Source organism: Pseudomonas sp. GD04158, from assembly GCF_029834875.1.
GTDB classification, from domain to species: domain Bacteria; phylum Pseudomonadota; class Gammaproteobacteria; order Pseudomonadales; family Pseudomonadaceae; genus Aquipseudomonas; species Aquipseudomonas hydrolytica.
Map to the genome: position 1 here is coordinate 34,452 of NZ_JAODYT010000023.1, position 18,198 is coordinate 52,649.

Annotated in this window: 15 protein-coding genes; all 15 read right to left on the minus strand. The window is 54.4% G+C overall.

What is annotated here, in order from left to right:
* Positions 1–19: 19 nt before the first annotated feature.
* Positions 20–895 carry an SDR family oxidoreductase gene (locus tag N7333_RS11275; RefSeq protein WP_148117881.1) on the minus strand — a complete coding sequence of 292 codons (876 nt, stop codon included), beginning with the start codon at positions 893–895 and terminating at the stop codon, positions 20–22.
* Positions 896–1,072: 177 nt separating this feature from the next.
* Positions 1,073–2,572 (minus strand): lipid II flippase MurJ, encoded by a 1,500-nt coding sequence (locus N7333_RS11280; protein WP_279858843.1) that lies wholly within the window; start codon positions 2,570–2,572, stop codon positions 1,073–1,075.
* Positions 2,569–3,912, minus strand: a complete 1,344-nt coding sequence (locus tag N7333_RS11285; protein ID WP_157666344.1) for a hypothetical protein — start codon at positions 3,910–3,912, stop codon at positions 2,569–2,571. The genes N7333_RS11280 and N7333_RS11285 overlap by 4 nt, the downstream gene beginning before the upstream one ends.
* Positions 3,909–4,445 (minus strand): acyltransferase, encoded by a 537-nt coding sequence (locus N7333_RS11290; RefSeq protein ID WP_148117877.1) that lies wholly within the window; start codon positions 4,443–4,445, stop codon positions 3,909–3,911. The genes N7333_RS11285 and N7333_RS11290 overlap by 4 nt, the downstream gene beginning before the upstream one ends.
* 1 nt (position 4,446) lies before the next feature.
* Positions 4,447–5,277: a hypothetical protein gene (locus tag N7333_RS11295; protein WP_157666343.1), complete on the minus strand. Its 831-nt coding sequence runs from the start codon at positions 5,275–5,277 to the stop codon at positions 4,447–4,449.
* 469 nt (positions 5,278–5,746) lie between these two features.
* Positions 5,747–6,769 carry an NAD-dependent epimerase/dehydratase family protein gene (locus N7333_RS11300; RefSeq protein ID WP_148117875.1) on the minus strand — a complete coding sequence of 341 codons (1,023 nt, stop codon included), beginning with the start codon at positions 6,767–6,769 and terminating at the stop codon, positions 5,747–5,749.
* Positions 6,770–6,840: 71 nt separating this feature from the next.
* On the minus strand, positions 6,841–8,118 hold the full coding sequence (tviB, locus tag N7333_RS11305; RefSeq protein WP_279858846.1) for a Vi polysaccharide biosynthesis UDP-N-acetylglucosamine C-6 dehydrogenase TviB: 1,278 nt from the start codon (positions 8,116–8,118) through the stop codon (positions 6,841–6,843).
* Positions 8,119–8,359: 241 nt separating this feature from the next.
* Positions 8,360–9,457: a Wzz/FepE/Etk N-terminal domain-containing protein gene (locus tag N7333_RS11310; protein ID WP_279858847.1), complete on the minus strand. Its 1,098-nt coding sequence runs from the start codon at positions 9,455–9,457 to the stop codon at positions 8,360–8,362.
* Between the two features lie 144 nt (positions 9,458–9,601).
* Complete coding sequence (locus N7333_RS11315) at positions 9,602–9,955, minus strand: hypothetical protein (RefSeq protein ID WP_347815288.1); 354 nt, start codon at positions 9,953–9,955, stop codon at positions 9,602–9,604.
* A gap of 526 nt (positions 9,956–10,481) precedes the next feature.
* A complete protein-coding gene (gene ihfB, locus N7333_RS11320) occupies positions 10,482–10,766 on the minus strand; it encodes an integration host factor subunit beta (RefSeq protein WP_003243558.1) in 285 nt (94 codons plus the stop codon).
* 411 nt (positions 10,767–11,177) lie between these two features.
* Complete coding sequence (gene rpsA, locus N7333_RS11325; protein ID WP_012018329.1) at positions 11,178–12,860, minus strand: 30S ribosomal protein S1; 1,683 nt, start codon at positions 12,858–12,860, stop codon at positions 11,178–11,180.
* Between the two features lie 147 nt (positions 12,861–13,007).
* Positions 13,008–13,673: a (d)CMP kinase gene (cmk, locus tag N7333_RS11330; protein WP_279858849.1), complete on the minus strand. Its 666-nt coding sequence runs from the start codon at positions 13,671–13,673 to the stop codon at positions 13,008–13,010.
* Positions 13,670–15,910: a bifunctional prephenate dehydrogenase/3-phosphoshikimate 1-carboxyvinyltransferase gene (locus N7333_RS11335; RefSeq protein ID WP_279858850.1), complete on the minus strand. Its 2,241-nt coding sequence runs from the start codon at positions 15,908–15,910 to the stop codon at positions 13,670–13,672. Before N7333_RS11335 ends, cmk begins: the two co-directional genes overlap by 4 nt.
* Positions 15,907–17,016: a histidinol-phosphate transaminase gene (gene hisC, locus N7333_RS11340; RefSeq protein ID WP_279858851.1), complete on the minus strand. Its 1,110-nt coding sequence runs from the start codon at positions 17,014–17,016 to the stop codon at positions 15,907–15,909. Before hisC ends, N7333_RS11335 begins: the two co-directional genes overlap by 4 nt.
* A gap of 87 nt (positions 17,017–17,103) precedes the next feature.
* Entirely contained in the window at positions 17,104–18,198 is a 1,095-nt protein-coding gene (gene pheA, locus N7333_RS11345) for a prephenate dehydratase (protein ID WP_003243546.1), read from the minus strand.

An 18,198-nucleotide genomic window follows, 5' to 3' on the forward strand; every position in this document is an offset into this window, starting at 1 on the left:
ACCCGCGGAGTCGCTACAACTATCGATTTATTTTCCGGCTATAACCGTCAAACATTTTCTCGATCAATTTCGGCCAAGTCGGCGCGACATAACCGGTAGCTTGTTGGAAACGCTCACAGTTTAGGGAGCGATCAATTACCAGGCGTTCGTCGGGAACTATGTCGATTGCTTTTTTGTACTGGTCGGCGATCAAGCGAAGAAGTTCCAGCTTAGCGATTGGCGCCGCGGCAACATGATACAACCCATGAAGCTCCGGGCGAGTGAGCACACAATCCTTGATAACCGAAGCCAGTTCGACAGTCGGTAAACCGGAAAAAATCGCCTTGGCATAACCTCTCACGTCCGCTGTCTGGGAAAGGAACCAGTCCACCAGCGCAAAGTTGGAGTTCAGTTCATGCCCGATAATCGAAGTTCGAAGTGTGATCGCATGTGGCAACTCATGGAGTTCTCCGATGAACTTGGATTTGCCATACAGATCTTCGGCATCCGATAGATCGCCTTCCGTGTACGCTCCCTTTCGTCCAGAAAAGACACAATCCGTGCTGACGTGAATCATACGGATACCCGCTAGCCCGCAGAGCCTTGCAAGGCGATGCGGGAACATCGCATTCACTGGCAGCGTCGAAAGCGGATCCTTGGCGTCTGCCAATTGCTTGATCAACCCGACGCAGTTGATGACCACGTCCGGGCGCACCGCCTCGAGCGTCCGCACCAGCGCATCCTGATCCAGCACATCGACTCCCACCAGCAACCGAGAGCGCTGCTCCTCCGAGAAAAAGCGCAGAGCAGAGACACTGCGAAGCGTTCCCCAGGTTTCATAAAACGAATCCTGACTGAACACATCCATCACCGCGTTACCCAACATCCCGGAGACACCAAGGACTAATACACGCATTACTCCGCCCTCTAATTTCGCAAAATTACAAAACCAACTACAGCAATTAATCTAGCCCCCGACACTTGATTCAATACCAAATTCCGTGGCACCCACAATTATTCCCAATGTCACTCGCCTGCCTGAAAACCCGCCTTAATAAATAGTAAAACTCCGCAATCCAAAGTATTGTGCCGCTCAAGCAAGGCGCCTGCGCAACAGCTCAGTTATGAATCGCGCCTCTTTTATTCGGAATATCAAGAGGCAAGTAAAATAAACGAGAAAAAAAGGAACAAAAAGAATCAGCCAATAATTTGAAAACACGCCATGGAGCCAGTTTAGTAAAAAGTAGGCGATGACGCCACAGATGCTACAAATCACCAGAATCCTCAAGCAGGGAACAAGCAAATCAAACTTTATCTTGCGTTGAACCAGGAAAATCACGACAAGGCTATTGAAAATAGTGGAGACCACCGCCGAGGCGGCCAGTCCAACCAAGCCATACTCTTGATAGAACGTATAACTAAGCGAGAAATTGATGGATAGAGCAGCCAGAGACAGCAAAACAGGCGTCAACGTATTGCCATGTGAGAAGAACACTCGGTTCATAATATCCCGAACCAAGCAGAAGGGAAGCGCAAGCAGCACCACGGAAAAAACCGAAGCGACTTTGATGACATCGTCGATCATGAAGTTACCACGCCGAAACAAAAGCCCCACGATCTCCACTGCGTAGAAATTCATATAGATAACTGCGGGAATCGAACACATGACAATCAGTCGAATACATCCAGTCAGGTAACGATACAACTCATCCTGATCACCGCGAGCCGAAACAGCGGCAATACGAGGAAATAGCGACGCTGTCAAAAAAACCAAAAACACAGAAAGAAATATCATATTTAGCTTATTCGAGTAGGCAAACACTGATATGGCGCCAACACCGAGCTCAGACGCGAAATATATCCCCACAAAACCATTTACCTGCTCCACATAAAACGCAATAACAGCCGGAAGGAACAATAAAATGAACTTTCTGTCTGCAAAGAAAGAAAATGCCGCGCCAAACTGAAACGAAAAGCCCCTACGAGATATAAGATAATTTGATATCAGCAATATAACCCAAGCCAGGACTCCCAACATTAGGACCTTATCAAAGTCGGCAGCAGAACTAAAAAAATACAGGCCCACACAGAAAATAGAATTATTAACGATCGGCACGGCGTAGGAGGGGATTACAACCTTATTAACTGTCTGCATGGAATTAAAGAAAGAAACCAAAGTCGAAAGCCCGAAGGTTACGGCCATAATGGACAGATAGTTAACGGTAAGCTCCTTAACCTGCCTGTTGATCGAACCAGAAAACAGATCAACCAGCCAATCCGCCGCACCAAAAACGAAGAAAGCCATGCACACGGAAAGAAAGAAAAAGAAAGACATCGCTGAAGAAAGCTCTCTTTTAACCACCACACCACTCTCAGAGATTAAAAGTCGCGAATAAAGCGGCACGACAAGTATCGGTATGGTAGAGTAAATAGCCATGTACAACACGGAAGAAATAGAATTCGACAGAAAGTAGGAATCTGTAACAACAGATACACCATGGTAAAAAGTTATTAAAACATCCTTGAAAAATCCACTCACCTTACCAAGGAAAATGAGAAAAAAAACAAGCGCAAACTTCCAATATCTACTCATCTCGCTCCCTCATGGCGACCGAGACCGTCATCTTCTAACAAGCTCTGATACGATAAATTTCGCGAGAACATCCATCCCAAAAAGAGCACAACCAGCACAATCACACCAGCCAAACCGTGCATTATCTGATTATTGGCGTAGCTGAATATTAGCCCCAAAGAAAGATAAATAAACAAAGGCCCGGAGAACGGATTGCTAGCCGTTATGGCTTGCAACCAAAGCCTTGCATACATAAACGAAAACATGGGCGTAATTAAAAGCACACCAAGAAAAGTAACGTCCGAAGCAAGCCAAGAAAACATTGAGTGCCACTTATCAAACCCCCAACCGTAAGTTGCGCCGACACGATAAGGGTAAGTATGTTCCAAAATGAAACCATCTGCAGAAAAAATAATCTCTATAATCCTCCCAAGAGAATACGAGTTCCCAGAGAAGTAAGACCACTCAAAAGGTAATGTCAGGCTTAGATAGAGCCCATATAGCCCATTACTAAAATAGCCAAGAAAAATACCTAATGCCAGAGCATAGTCGGAACCAACAAGACTAAAGAGCACTGAGCCTTCATCCCAACTAATCAATGGATGAGCTTTCTCTTGGATGTTATCAAGCCCAATGCCAGCAGCCTGGTAGCGCTGACGAAGAATTTCCACGAACAGAAAGAAAACTATAAAAAGAGCGGCAGCAGCGCCCCCCAAGGTCCGCATTTTGAATTTCTTGCCTTTGGCTGCAAAGTTGATCAGCAAGCAGAAAAAAATAAATATAACCAAATCACCCAGATATTTTTGCTTACCGGTGCCCACAACATTAATCAGAAGATATGTGGCCACCACAAACAAAATAGCATATCTAGCCCCCCTCCCAACCACTCTAAAATAATAAAAGGAGAATAGAAGAGCTAGAGTAGCCAAGGCCTGATCAAAAATGTCTAAAACGTAAAAAAAATCAATAGTAGCCCGCCCTCTTTCATACCCCTCATAGCCTTTAACGTAACTGTCACCAACACTATCAAGATTCAATCCACCTCCCGAAGCAAGAAAGGAATACCATTGCAGCAATGAACTAACCACACTCAAGATCAAAAGAACCTGAAAAAACCTTCTGATCCTCCGATAGGAAACGGCGCGCTCGTAAATATTGATCGAAAAATATCGATAGCCTCCCCGAGCACCAGCCATATATCCAAGTGCAAACAGAAAAATCAGCACAAAAATAAATCCCCCCAAGACCAAAAAATCTAAATTTTTATATTCTATGGGGCCTAAAAACAAGCTCAGCAACACAAAAAATGAATAGCCGAGATATACATTAAGCGGAAGGTATCGATAGCTAAAAATTTTCATTTTTTGTCAAAAAATTTCTTGTACGCCAACACCTTGTCTTTACCGGTCAAATGGCCAAACTTTAAAGATTTTTGCTGGGCCCGAAGCAAGAAGTCTTCCGTTTTGCTCACTAGTCGGGCAGGATTCCCTGCGACAACAGATCCATCAGGCACGCTTCTTGTTACTACAGACTTAGCCCCCACTATACAATCATTACCAATAGTCACATTTGGGAGGATCAGTGCTCCCGCACCTATAAAAACATTATCTCCCACTCGAATTTCTCCTGCCAACTCTAGGTCGGGAATGTCCTTTCGGAAAGGCAACGTTGAGCCATCATGACAAACGAAACTCGCCCCAACACTTATATATACGTTATCACCTAAAGTTACCAGATAAGGTTCCGAACTAAACATAGCATAACTTGAACCATATATTGTCACGCGCCCTTTAAGCTCAACACCTATTCTTTTTGCATAGGAAACAGGGTACAAGACCGCATGCAACATATTGAGAGGAGCTGTGAATATTTTCAACAATCTACGAACTTTCATTTCAAACCTCTAACTCAGCCATAAATGCAGAAACTTCATCTACGTAGTTTCTGTAGTCGAATGCTCGCGAGTGGTAAGCACGCTGCTTGATAGCATTTATTTCGGCAGAGGAAAACGTCATAACTCGTTTGACCAAAGCAAATTCCTCGCCACGCGCGGCAAGAAATAAACCTTCGTTTTGAGCATGACGTTCCAGGCTCACCATCTTGTTTGAAATTACAGGAGTACCACAGCTTATCGACTCCGCCAATTTAGAGGGAAAACCAGCCAAGGTTACCCGTGTTTCATCGCGGAAAAATATACTGAAGTCACACTCAGCAACGCGTTTCAGTACCAGTTGGTTTGGTTGCCTGCCCTTGAAAGTCGTACATTGCGCCATTTCCTGCAACATAGCGGCATGTTCAGGAAACACACGCAAGTAGTCGTCGACGCCGATACCATATATTTCGAAACTGAAATTTCCACCTGCAAGATAAAGCTGATAAAAAACTTCGATGCAAACATCAAGACGTTCCTTGAGGTTGCTCCGCGCCTTGTTCACCCGACCGACATCAAAAGGCGACCCGACATAAATGAAGTCTTTTCGAAGATTATCTTCCCTAGACGGTGGGGATTGAAATTTTTCGCCATCGAATAGTGTAGGAAGTTCAACTGTCGTCTTGCCCCTGCGGCCATAAAATGCAGTCAAAAATTTGCTGGTGGTGATGACCCCGTCTGCAAGACGATGGACGATATGCATGCGCAACGAAGTGTCGAGAAACTTGATTACTCGATGAGTAAGACTCCCTGCGCTTGCGTCATACCACTCCGTGGCGTCGGCGATCATCTTCATGTTTTCACGCCGACATAGAAGCTTTATGCGTCCCTGAGCCACAGCTGGGTAGTTGTAGCAAATTACACTTACAACCTTGGTGGAGCGGTCCTTCTTAAGGAACTTGAGTACCGTAGCCAAACCTAGAACGTATTTCAGCCATGCCCCCCCCCCCGCTGGATAGGGTACGCTCCAGCATTCAAAGCCGAAAAAATCGTGTCGCAAGAGTTCGGTCCCTACTGATCGAGCTCTGTCGACGCCAACGAATACAACTTCGTAGCCGAGTTCTCGCAGGATCTTGCCATTCGCAAGAACCCGATGGGCCGCGGCATTTCTATCGGGTAGTTCGAAACCGCCGATGTAGATTATTGTCCCTTTGCCCATATTCAGTCGGTAACCCTCATATTAAAACAGCCACTGTCAGAGACAAGCAGCAGTCTTTACGCAACATTCGAATTCAATAGATACACTATACGTATCCATCTAAAAATCACTTGAAAAATTCGATGTACCAAGGCATGGCACGTCGGATACCCGCCTGAATACTGAAATTGGGAACGTAGCCCAGCAGGTTTGCCGCTTTGCTGATATTGGCCTGGGAATGGCGTACATCGCCTTCGCGAAAATCGCGGTAAACTGCTTCCTTACCATAGTCGATACCGTTGGCCACAAGCGTCTCCTTGAGGTAGGAGAACAACAGATTCAGGGGCGTCCGATCACCAATAGCTACGTTATAGACTTGGTTTTTCGCATTGGGGTCGGCAGTTGCAGCGAGCAAATTTGCCTGAACGGCATTTTCCACGAAACAGAAATCGCGACTCGTTTCGCCGTCGCCATTGATGAATACATCTTCGCCCCTGATCATCGAGGCGGTCCATTTCGGAATCACCGCAGCGTAGGCACCGTTCGGATCCTGGCGCTTGCCGAACACGTTGAAATATCGGAGACCTATGGTGGCGAAGCCATAACAGCGAGCAAACACATCTGCATAGAGTTCGTTAACATACTTCGTCACAGCATAAGGCGACAACGGTTTACCGATCAGATCTTCGACCTTTGGCAGCCCGGGATGGTCGCCATAGGTGGAACTGCTTGCAGCGTAGGTGAAGCTTTTCACTTCAGCATCGCGAGCAGCGACCAGCATATTTAGGAACCCATCGATATTGGCGCCATTAGTAGTAACCGGGTCGTTTATTGAGCGCGGCACGGAACCAAGCGCGGCCTGATGAAGTACGTAGTCCACACCCTCGCAAGCTTTACTGCAATCATCCAAACTGCGGATGTCGCCCTCTATAAGGGTAAAACGCTGCCATTGCTCAGCACTGACCTGACTTTTGACTTCATCCAAATTACGCTGATGGCCGGTAACAAAGCTGTCTAGACCTACCACATGCTGATCAAGGCCAAGCAGGGTTTCAAGCAGATTGGAACCAATAAATCCAGCAACTCCTGTTATTAACCAAACCTTTGGAGACTGTCGAAGGTCGAGAGAGATTTTTTCGTATTTAGACATTATCAAACCTTTGCAGATACTATACAGAACAGCTTTCTACAACACAGGCGACAGCACACCCAAAAACTGCATCACAATCTTAAATCCGATTCTTCAGCCGCAAGTATATATTTAAGATCGTAAAGCACATGTTTTGCCTTGCCTAACTTCCTAATATTAGCAGCCCCCAGAGTGCGAAATTCGCTATGGGCAACAGCAACAACTATCGCATCATAAGAACCAATAGCCGGCTCTATTACAGGGACCAAGTTATATTCATGCTCGGCCTCTTTAGGGCTCACCCAGGGGTCGTATATATCAACGCTTATGTTGTACTCTGCCAACTCCCTAACGATGTCCACAACCTTAGTGTTGCGCAAATCAGGGCAGTTTTCCTTGAAGGTCAGTCCCATAACCAATACTCGAGCGCCATCAACATGGATCCGCCGCTTGAGCATAGCTTTGACCAGCTGGGATACCACATAAGCCCCCATCCCATCATTCAAGCGGCGACCAGCAAGAATAATCTCAGGGTGATAGCCGATGGATTGCGCTTTGTGCGTGAGATAATACGGATCGACTCCGATACAATGTCCACCGACCAGTCCAGGACGAAAAGGCAGGAAGTTCCATTTGGTGCCGGCGGCCTGGAGTACAGCCTCAGTATCGATTCCCATCCTATTGAAGATGATGGCTAACTCATTAATCAATGCAATGTTGAGATCGCGCTGGGTGTTTTCGATCACCTTGGCTGCTTCAGCTACCTTGATACTGCTCGCTTTATGTGTGCCAGCAATGATGATTTGCTTATAGAGCGCATCTACCAACTCTGCAACTTCTATAGTAGAGCCAGAAGTTACCTTCTTTATGGTGGTAACACGATGCTCCTTGTCACCCGGATTGATACGCTCAGGGCTGTACCCAACAAAAAAGTCGACATTGAACTTCAGGCCGGAAACTTGCTCTAGAACCGGCACACAGTCTTCTTCTGTTGCACCTGGGTATACTGTTGACTCATAGATGACGATATCGCCACGTTTCAAAATTTTCCCGATAGTTTCCGAAGCTTTCACCAGCGGAGTCAGATCAGGTTGCCGATGCTCATCAATAGGCGTCGGGACAGTAACGATAAATACATTGCATTCAGTCAAACTTGCAATACTCGTTGTGAAACTCAGCTGCTTTGCACTGGCGAGGTCGTCATCACTTACCTCTAGTGTCGTATCATGTCCCGTTTCAAGAGCAGAAATACGCTCAGCGTTGATATCAAATCCTACGACTGAACGTAGTTTACCGAACTCAACAGCAAGCGGCAGTCCGACATAGCCAAGGCCAATAATGGCCAGTCTTATATCTTCAAGCTTAAGCATTGTCTTTCCTAAAAATATCACTGAATCAAGGTAGTGGAGCCAAATCCAGAGACTGCCTCGCATCTGCGATGCCAAGCCTAAGAACCTCCCCTGTCAAGTTTTCCATGCAGCATGACATGAAATAGCGCCACTTAAATCCCACTTTTTATTAATAAAAAGCATATTCTGATTAATCTGGAGAGTATGGCGCTCATTACAACCTATGCAAAACTCATCAAGACACAGCGCCCTAAGAAGCGTATTAACCTCGCGCAGGGGCTCGACGCAATAGATTCCGCATCAACGCTACAAACACGCCAAGCATCCCGCCCAACACCAACCCTAGCGCCAGAATCAGCACCTTCTTCGGCTTGATCGGTGTCTGCGGCACTTCGGCACTGCTATCCAGGGTATAGACCGAAACATTGTCAGGGTTGACATCTACACGCTTGAGAAACTCCAACTGGCTCTCCAGCCCGCGCAACTCGGGGATAAAGGGGTCATCATTCTTGCGCTGCTCCAGCACGGTCAACTCGGCACGTATGGCCTTGGCACCGCGCATATACATCAGGTTGCCATCCATGAACTCGGCCAGATCACCGTCGGATGAGGTCTTGCCGGTCGTGACCTGAGGGGCATTAATGCCGACAGCCTCTGCAACCTGCTGGGCTTCACGCAGACGAGTAATGCGGTCTTCTCGGCGCCTCTGCGCACTGGTACGTAGCACCTCAATCTGCCGCTCTATGGATTGCGCCTTGGTGCCGATCTCGACCAACAGGTTAGCCTTCATTTCGGCCTCGGTTTTTTCCGCCACCATACTCACGTAGCGATTGGCCCATTCGGTGGCAGTTTGCGGATCCTCATGCTGCACCGTGATGGTGAAATAGTCCGGATTGTTTTTGGCATCCGGAGCGCGCACCGTTACCAGATTGATGAATCTGACCCAAAGCTGATCCTGAGCTCCTCTGGCTTCCACTTCACTCAAACTGGGCAAATAGGCACCCAGAAAAAGTTCGCGCTTGACCCCATCGGAAAGCAGATTGCGCTTGAACACTGCATAAACATTCTCAACCTTGAACTCAGCTAGCTTGGCTTCGCTACGCCCCAGATTGTAGCCAGCGATATCACTCAGACGTGGCGGTAGCACTCCCGACCTGGCCTCATAGGTTGGCGTACTGAGAAAGGCAAAAGCGGCAGCGCCAGCCACTGCAACTGCCGTAAAGGCGGCAATCAGCCATTTCTGCGCCCAGAGGCCTTGGAACAACTCAATCAGATCGATTTCATCTTGTTGATTGCTTGTATTAGGCGAGGAATTGGGGTTCAACTTGGGCTCCACTTCTATTGCATTGGTTCTGGCCATGACTTGCAATCGACCAGAGAATCAGGGTTAACGGGAAAAGCACTCTGCAGTGCTACTGCCTTCCCCTACAGCCAGCAAGGACTGCCAGGGTATTACAATCTCCATCGCGACCGCTCTGGCTATAGAACTTCCGCAGCGCATCTGTCAGAGCTTGCTTGACTGCGGGCTCCCATGCACGATCCGCACCTCTGACGGCCAATGGCGCATCCGAGTAACGAATCGACCAACCCATTGGTCAGTCTGAACGGAATAACCGCTTATAGTATGGACTTGTGCCTTTATGGCATAGCGCTGCCCGTCCATCTCTAGGAATCCCTTCGGCCCGAGCAGCCGGATCTGCCTACCTGAAGTGCCCTCAGCTTGGTAACCGACGAGCAGCAGATTATGCGGGGCATCGCCAAGCATGGTTTTGACGTAGCGGAGGATGCGACCGCGAGAGCACATGCCGTTACCTGCAACGAGGACCGACTGCACCGTTTGCATTAGGCTGCCAACCATAGCCAAAGCCTGATGACCGTCCGTTTTAAGCAGATTAGCGGTTTGTGCCTACTTCTGGCTCGAGTCAGCGCTTCGGCATCCCAAAAGGGTTCAATTTCCCGGTAGACATGGTTGGCGACCAAGGTCCTAACGCCCACAAGGGAGAAATCGATATGGAGGCTATTGGCCGCCGCCCGCCCCTCTGGCGAAGTTTCTGACCCTTGGAATAATCCGCCGTCGACAAGAAGCGCGTGCTCGCCCCCCATCTGCAATTGATGGCAGAAGCCCGTCACGCCGGTAACGGCGCCGTGATGGAGAATGAAGGGGTACCGCACTAGTCAATCCCTTAACGCCGACGAAACTACAGGGACTCAGCCCCTAGGTGCGGATTACTAGAGTTCACAGAGATACCATGAACCACGAGGAAAACCAGCAATATAGCGATGTGATAGCCCGCACATTTTGCATGCTTTTTATTTTTTCGCAAGCTGTGCGGCGACTGGTAGAGAACCGATCATCTGTCGTCGGGGCGATCACCTACGCTCAATCACTCGTCTTCGTTCACCCGATCCCGCAGCTCCTTGCCGGGCTTGAAGTGCGGCACGAACTTACCATCCAGCCGCACCGATTGGCCGGTTTTCGGATTACGGCCAACCCTCGGCGCGCGGTAATGCAGCGAGAAGCTGCCAAAACCGCGAATCTCGATCCGGTCTCCCGTGGCCAAGGCTTGGGACATCTGTTCCAGCATGGTCTTGATGGCCAGCTCAACATCCTTGGAGGACAGCTGGCCTTGGTGGGTGACAATTCTTTCGATCAACTCCGACTTGGTCATGGTTTTCCCTTCTTTTTCAAGCGGCTAGAAGACTCGACGGTTCGGTTTTAGCACGCTGGTCAGCTTTTGAACAGCCTAAAAAACAAGGTGTTAGCGCAATCTGGGGACAGAGCCTCGCCACACGACACGCGAGAGGATCGAATTGAGGAACCAAAGCGGTCTCCCTCTAGATGGGCGAGCCCAAGCGCGTTCGCGCATTCACTGGTTACCGGCACGCAAGAAGCTTCCGAGCAGAGCTCGTCTTAACCGGCCGACTCCGTGACAGCACCAAGAGGAAGGAGTGCCCGACTGCCGTGTTATGCCGCGCACCAGGAGTTACGCATCGATTGGTGCGCGTGGCGCACCCTACAGGACGCGGAAACGAAAAAGGCGGCCCGAGGGCCGCCTTTTTCTTGGATGAATTACCGGAACTTAGTTCTGGTTTTCCATCTGAGCACGGATCAGATCACCGATGGTGGTCGGGCCGGTGCTTTCAACGTCTTGCTTGTTACGCAGTTCCTTCATCGCGTCCTTCTCGTCCTCGACGTCTTTCGACTTGATGGACAGGCTGATAACGCGGGACTTGCGGTCGACGCTGATGATCTTGGCTTCTACTTCGTCGCCTTCCTTCAGGACGTTGCGCGCGTCTTCAACGCGGTCACGGCTGATTTCGGAGGCTTTCAGGGTAGCTTCGATCTCGTTGCCCAGGTCGATGATGGCGCCCTTAGCATCTACTTCCTTCACAACGCCGCGGACGATGGTGCCCTTGTCGTTGAGGGAGACGTAGTTGCTGAACGGATCGTCTTCCAGTTGCTTGATGCCCAGGGAGATGCGCTCGCGCTCCGGGTCAACCGACAGGATGACGGTTTCCAGCTCGTCGCCCTTCTTGAAGCGACGCACGGCTTCTTCGCCGGCTTCGTTCCAGGAGATGTCGGACAGGTGAACCAGGCCGTCGATGCCGCCGTCCAGACCAATGAAGATACCGAAATCGGTGATCGACTTGATGGTGCCGGAGATCTTGTCACCCTTGTTGAACTGACCGGAGAAGTCTTCCCACGGGTTGGTCTTGCACTGCTTGATACCCAGGGAGATACGACGACGCTCTTCGTCGATGTCCAGAACCATGACTTCCACTTCGTCGCCGACGTTGACGACCTTCGACGGGTGGATGTTCTTGTTGGTCCAGTCCATTTCGGAAACGTGTACCAGACCTTCAACGCCTTCTTCCAGCTCAGCGAAGCAGCCGTAGTCGGTCAGGTTGGTGACGCGCGCCATGACGCGGGTGTTTTCCGGGTAACGAGCCTTGATGGCAACCCACGGATCTTCGCCCAGCTGCTTCAGGCCCAGGGATACGCGGTTACGCTCGCGATCGTACTTCAGAACCTTGACGTCGATCTCGTCGCCAACGTTGACGATCTCGGACGGGTGCTTGATGCGCTTCCAAGCCATGTCGGTGATGTGCAGCAGGCCGTCTACGCCGCCCAGGTCAACGAACGCACCGTAGTCGGTGAGGTTCTTGACGATACCTTTGACTTGCTGGCCTTCCTGCAGGGATTCCAGCAGAGCTTCGCGCTCGGCGCTGTTCTCGGCTTCCAAGACGCTGCGACGGGAAACGACAACGTTGTTGCGCTTCTGGTCCAGTTTGATGACCTTGAATTCCAGCTCTTTGCCTTCCAGGTGAGTGGTATCACGCACCGGACGGACGTCGACCAAGGAACCCGGCAGGAACGCGCGGATGCCGTTGACGTCAACGGTGAAGCCGCCTTTGACCTTACCGTTGATAACGCCCTTGACCACTTCTTCAGCGTTGAACGCAGCTTCCAGAACCAGCCAGGATTCAGCGCGCTTGGCTTTCTCGCGGGACAGCTTGGTTTCACCGAAGCCATCTTCAACCGCGTCCAGCGCAACGTGGACTTCGTCACCGACCTTGATGGTCAGCTCGCCTTGTTCGTTGAAGAACTGGTCGAGCGGGATGACGCCCTCGGACTTCAGGCCGGCGTGGACGGTAACCCAGTCACCGTCGATGTCGACCACGATGCCGGTGATGATGGCGCCCGGCTGCATGTCGAGGGATTTCAGGCTTTCTTCAAAAAGTTCTGCAAAGCTTTCGCTCATGTTGATTCCTGTTGTCAAGGGCGGGGATTCGCCCAAACCACACTCCAGACAATGTGGGTTCGTTCATGTAAAAAGAGGCCTGCGGGACAAGGACTGGTCTCCCGCATGCCTCCTTGCGAGCCTATCGACTTAAGCAGCCGCGGCTCATTACCCGGCGAGATCGCGATCGGCGACCTCGCGCAGAATTCGTTCTAGCACCTGCTCGATGGACAACTCGGTGGAATCCAGCAGGATTGCGTCGGCTGCCGGCTTGAGCGGAGCCACCGCGCGCTGGGTATCGCGCTCGTCGCGCGCCCGTATCTCGTCGAGAAGACTCGCGAGATTAACATCATCGCCCTTTGCCTTCAACTGCAGGTAGCGACGACGGGCACGCTCCTCGGCGCTGGCGGTGAGGAATACCTTGAGCGGCGCATCGGGAAACACCACGGTACCCATGTCGCGGCCATCGGCTACCAGGCCCGGCTGCTCCTGGAAGGCGCGTTGACGCTGCAGCAGCGCCTCACGCACGGCCGGCAGCGAGGCGACCATGGAGGCGCCTGCGCCAACCTGCTCGTTGCGGATGGCGTCGGTCACCTCCTCACCTTCGAGCACGATGCGCTTGTCGATGAATTGCACATCGAGATGGGCCGCCAGCTGCTTGAGCGCCTCCTCGTTGGTCAGATCGATGCCGTGGTTGCCGGCGGCGAACGCCAGCAGGCGATAGAGGGCGCCGGAGTCGAGCAGATTCCAACCCAGCTGCTTGGCCAGCAGCGCGCAGAGAGTGCCCTTGCCCGAGCCGCTCGGCCCGTCGACGGTGATGACCGGGGCGTTCATACCTTGCCCTCTTCTGCCACCTGGATGCCGACTTCGGCCGCCAGCGCGAGGAAGTTGGGGAAGGAGGTGGCGACGTTGGCGCAGTCGTGGATGCGAATCGGCGCGCTGGCGCGCAGCGAGGCGACGCTGAAAGACATGGCGATACGGTGGTCGCCATGGGCCCAGACCTCGCCACCGCCAATTGAACCACCCTCGATGATGATGCCGTCCGGGGTCGGCTCGGCCTTGACGCCCAGGGTGATCAGGCCGTCGGCCATGACCTGGATGCGGTCGGATTCCTTGACCCGCAACTCCTCGGCGCCGCGCAGCACGGTGCGACCTTCGGCGCAGGCGGCGGCAACGAACAGCACGGGGAACTCGTCGATGGCCAGGGGCACCAGGTCTTCGGGAATGTCGATGCCTTTGAGTTTGGCGCTACGCACGCGGATATCGGCCACCGGCTCGCCACCCACCTCACGCTGGTTTTCCAGGGTGATATCGCCGCCCATCAGTTTGAGGATATCGATCACCCCGGTGCGGGTCGGGTTGATGCCAACGTGCTCGAGCACCAGCTCGGAGCCTTCGGCGATGCTCGCCGCGACCAGGAAGAAGGCGGCCGAGGAAATATCGGCGGGCACCTCGATGCGCGTGGCGGTCAGCTTGTGGCCGGACTCGACGCTGGCGGTGCTGCCCTCCACGCTCACCGGGTAGCCGAAGCCGCGCAGCATGCGCTCGGTGTGGTCACGGGTCGGCGCCGGCTCGGTCACCGAGGTGCGGCCTGCGGCATACAGGCCGGCCAGCAGCAGGCAGGATTTGACCTGCGCACTGGCCATCGGCATTTCGTAGTCCATGCCGGTCAGGCGCTGGCCGCCCTTGATGCTCAGCGGCGGACGGCCTTCCGGACCAGTCTCGATCACTGCGCCCATCTCGCGCAGCGGCTTGGCCACGCGATTCATCGGGCGCTTGGACAGCGAGGCATCGCCGGTCAGCACGGTGTCGAACGGCTGCGCGGCGAGCAGGCCGGAGAGCAGGCGCATGGAGGTGCCGGAGTTGCCCATGTACAGCGGGCCAGCAGGAGCCTTCAGGCCCTTGAGCCCAACGCCGTGAATGGTCACGCGGCCGTGGTGCGGGCCCTCGATGACCACGCCCATGTCGCGGAACGCCTGCAGGGTGGCCAGGGCGTCCTCGCCTTCGAGGAAGCCTTCAACCTCGGTGGTGCCTTCAGCCAGCGAACCCAGCATGATCGAACGATGCGAGATGGATTTGTCGCCGGGCACACGAATGCGTCCGGACAGGCTGCTACCGGGTTTTGCCAGGAAAATCAGATCGGTCGAGTGCATAGCGTCCACATAGGCCCTGCGGGCCAGAATTTTGCTGAAATGTTCGCGGGCAACGCGGGCGCGAGTGAACACGCCCAGGAGTTGATGCCCATCCCCGGCGTCGACCGCATCGCGCAAGGCGTCGAGGTCGTCGCGAAATGTATCAAGTGTGCGCAGCACCGCCTCGCGGTTGGCGAGGAAGATATCGTGCCACATCACCGGGTCACTGCCGGCGATCCGCGTGAAGTCGCGGAAGCCGCCAGCGGCATAGCGGAAAATTTCCAGGTTCTCGCTGCGCTTGGCCAGCGAGTCGACCAGGGTGAAGGCCAACAGGTGCGGCAGGTGGCTGGTGGCGGCGAGCACTTGGTCGTGGTGTTCTACCTCCATCGTCTCGACGTCCGCACCCAGCTCGCGCCACAGGCTCTCCACCAAGGCTAGCGCGGCCTCGTCGCTGTGCTCGCAGGGTGTCAGGATAACCTTGTGGCGACGGAACAGCTCCGCGTTGGCAGCCTCCACACCGCTCTGCTCGGACCCCGCGATGGGATGACCAGGCACCAGCCGCACGGTTTTGCCCTGAAACGCCAGGCGCGCAGCGCGCACCACGTTGCCCTTGGCACTACCGACGTCGGTCAGCACGGCGTCGCCCAAGTCGAGCTTGGCCAGTTCGGCCAGCAGCTTTTCCATGGCCAGGATAGGCACCGCCAGCTGGATCACCTCGGCCCCCTGACAGGCGGCCGCCAGATCGGTCTCGCAACGATCGACCACCCCCAACTGCACGGCCAGGCGGCGCGATTCGGCATCCAGATCGACGCCCACCACCTCGCGGCACAGGCCGCGCGCGCGCAGGCCCTTGGCGAAGGAGCCGCCGATCAGACCGAGGCCGACCACCACCAGGCGGCCGATCTTAGGGGCGCTCGATTGCACTGCGGTTACAGTCACGCCGACAACACCTTGGCCAGGGCCTCCAGGAAACGGGCATTCTCGCGCGGCAAGCCGATGGATACGCGCAGGAAGTTGGGCATGCGGTAGCCGGCCATCGGCCGCACGATCACCCCTTCACGCAGCAGCGCCTGGTTGATCGCCGCGGTATCGCGACCGAAGTCGACAGCGATGAAGTTGCCCTTGGAGGGAATCCAGCTCAGATCCAGCGCGCGCAGGCCGTCCTGCAGCTGTTGCATGCCGGCGTCGTTGAGGCGACGGCTCTCGGCCAGGTACTCGGCATCGGACAACGCGGCGCAGGCAGCGGCCAGGGCCAGGCTGTTGACGTTGAACGGCTGGCGCACGCGGTTGAGCACGTCGGCGATGGCCGGCGAGCTGATCGCGTAGCCCACGCGCAGCGCGGCCAGACCATAGGCCTTGGAGAAGGTGCGCGAGACCAACAGGTTGGGATGGCGCGCCAGATAATCCAGGCCATCGGGCAGTTCGTCGCCTTCGGCGTATTCGATATAGGCCTCGTCCAGCACCACCAGCACCGACTCCGGCACCTTGGCCAGGAAGCTTTCCAGCGCATCCGGACCGAACCAGGTGCCGGTCGGATTGTTGGGGTTGGCGATGAACACCACGCGCGTCTTATCGTCGATGGCCGCCAGCATCGCGTCCAGATCGTGACCGTAGTCCCTGGCCGGCACCACCTTGCCCTGCGCGCCGACGGCCTGAGTGGCGATGGGGTAGACGGCGAAGGCGTAGTCGCTGAACACGGCGTTGAGGCCAGGCGCCAGGTAGGCGCGAGCGACCAGCTCGAGGATGTCGTTGGAGCCGTTGCCCAGGGTGACCTGAGCCGCATCCACGCCATAACGCGCGGCCAGCGCGCTCTTGAGGGTGAAGCCGTTGCCATCGGGATAGCGGGTCAGCTCGTCCAGCTCGGCACGGATCGCGGCCAGCGCCTTGGCGCTGGGGCCGAGCGGATTTTCGTTGCTGGCCAGCTTGACGATACCGGCCGGGTCGAGGCCCAGCTCGCGGGCCAGCTCATCGACCGGCTTGCCCGGCACATAGGGGGACAGCTTCTGCACACCCGGCTGGGCCAGGGCGATGAAATCACAAGTCATAGCTACACGCCTCAAACTGCAAGCCGCAAGTCAGAAGCCGCGCGTCGATCCGCCTGCAGCTTGTGGCTTGCAGCTTGCGGCTGCTGTTTAGAGTACCGCCTTGGGATAGGAACCCAACACCTTCAGCGCCACGGCCTCCTGGCCGATCTTCTCCAGCACGTCCTTGATCAGCGGGTCGCGGTGGTGGCCGACGAAGTCGATGAAGAACACGTAGGTCCACTTGCCACTGCGCGACGGCCGCGTCTCGATGCGGGTCAGGTCGATGCCGTTGTTGTGGAACGGCACCAGAAGTTCGTGCAGCGCGCCCGGCTTGTTGCGCATGGAGACGATGATCGAGGTCTTGTCGTCGCCGGTCGGCGGCACTTCCTGGCTGCCGATGATGAGAAAACGCGTGGAGTTGTCCGGGCGATCCTCGATCTTTTCCGCCAGCTTGGTCAGGCCATACAGATTGGCCGCCATGTCGCCGGCGATGGCCGCACTGTTCCACTCGCTCTTGACCCGTTTGGCGGCGTCGGCGTTGCTGGAGACCGCCACGCGCTCGACGTTCGGGTAGTGCGCGTCCAGCCACTTGCGGCACTGCGCCAGCGACTGGGCATGGGAATAGATGCGGGTGATCTTGTCGGTCTTGGTGGTTTCGCCGACCAGCAGGTGATGGTGGATGCGCAGCTCGACTTCGCCGCAGATCACCATGTCGTGCTCGAGGAAGCTGTCGAGGGTGTGGTTGATCGCGCCCTCGGTGGAGTTCTCCACCGGCACCACGCCGAAGTTCACCGCACCGGCGGCCACCTCACGGAACACTTCGTCGATGGCGGCCATCGGCACGCTGATCACGGCATGACCGAAGTGCTTCATCGCCGCAGCCTGGCTGAAGGTGCCCTCGGGGCCGAGGTAGGCGACCTTGAGCGGGTTCTCCAGGGCCAGGCAGGAAGACATGATTTCGCGGAACAGCCGCGCCATTTCCTCATTGCCCAGCGGGCCCTTGTTGCGCTCCATGATGCGCTTGAGCACCTGAGCCTCGCGCTCGGGGCGATAGAACACCGGCGACTCGCCTTCCTTGAGCTCCTTCATCTTCACCCGCGCCACTTCTTCGGCGCAGCGCGCGCGGTCACTGATCAGCTCGAGGATGCGCTCGTCGAGGTTGTCGATGCGCAGGCGCAGCGCCTGCAGCTCCTGTTCCGACAT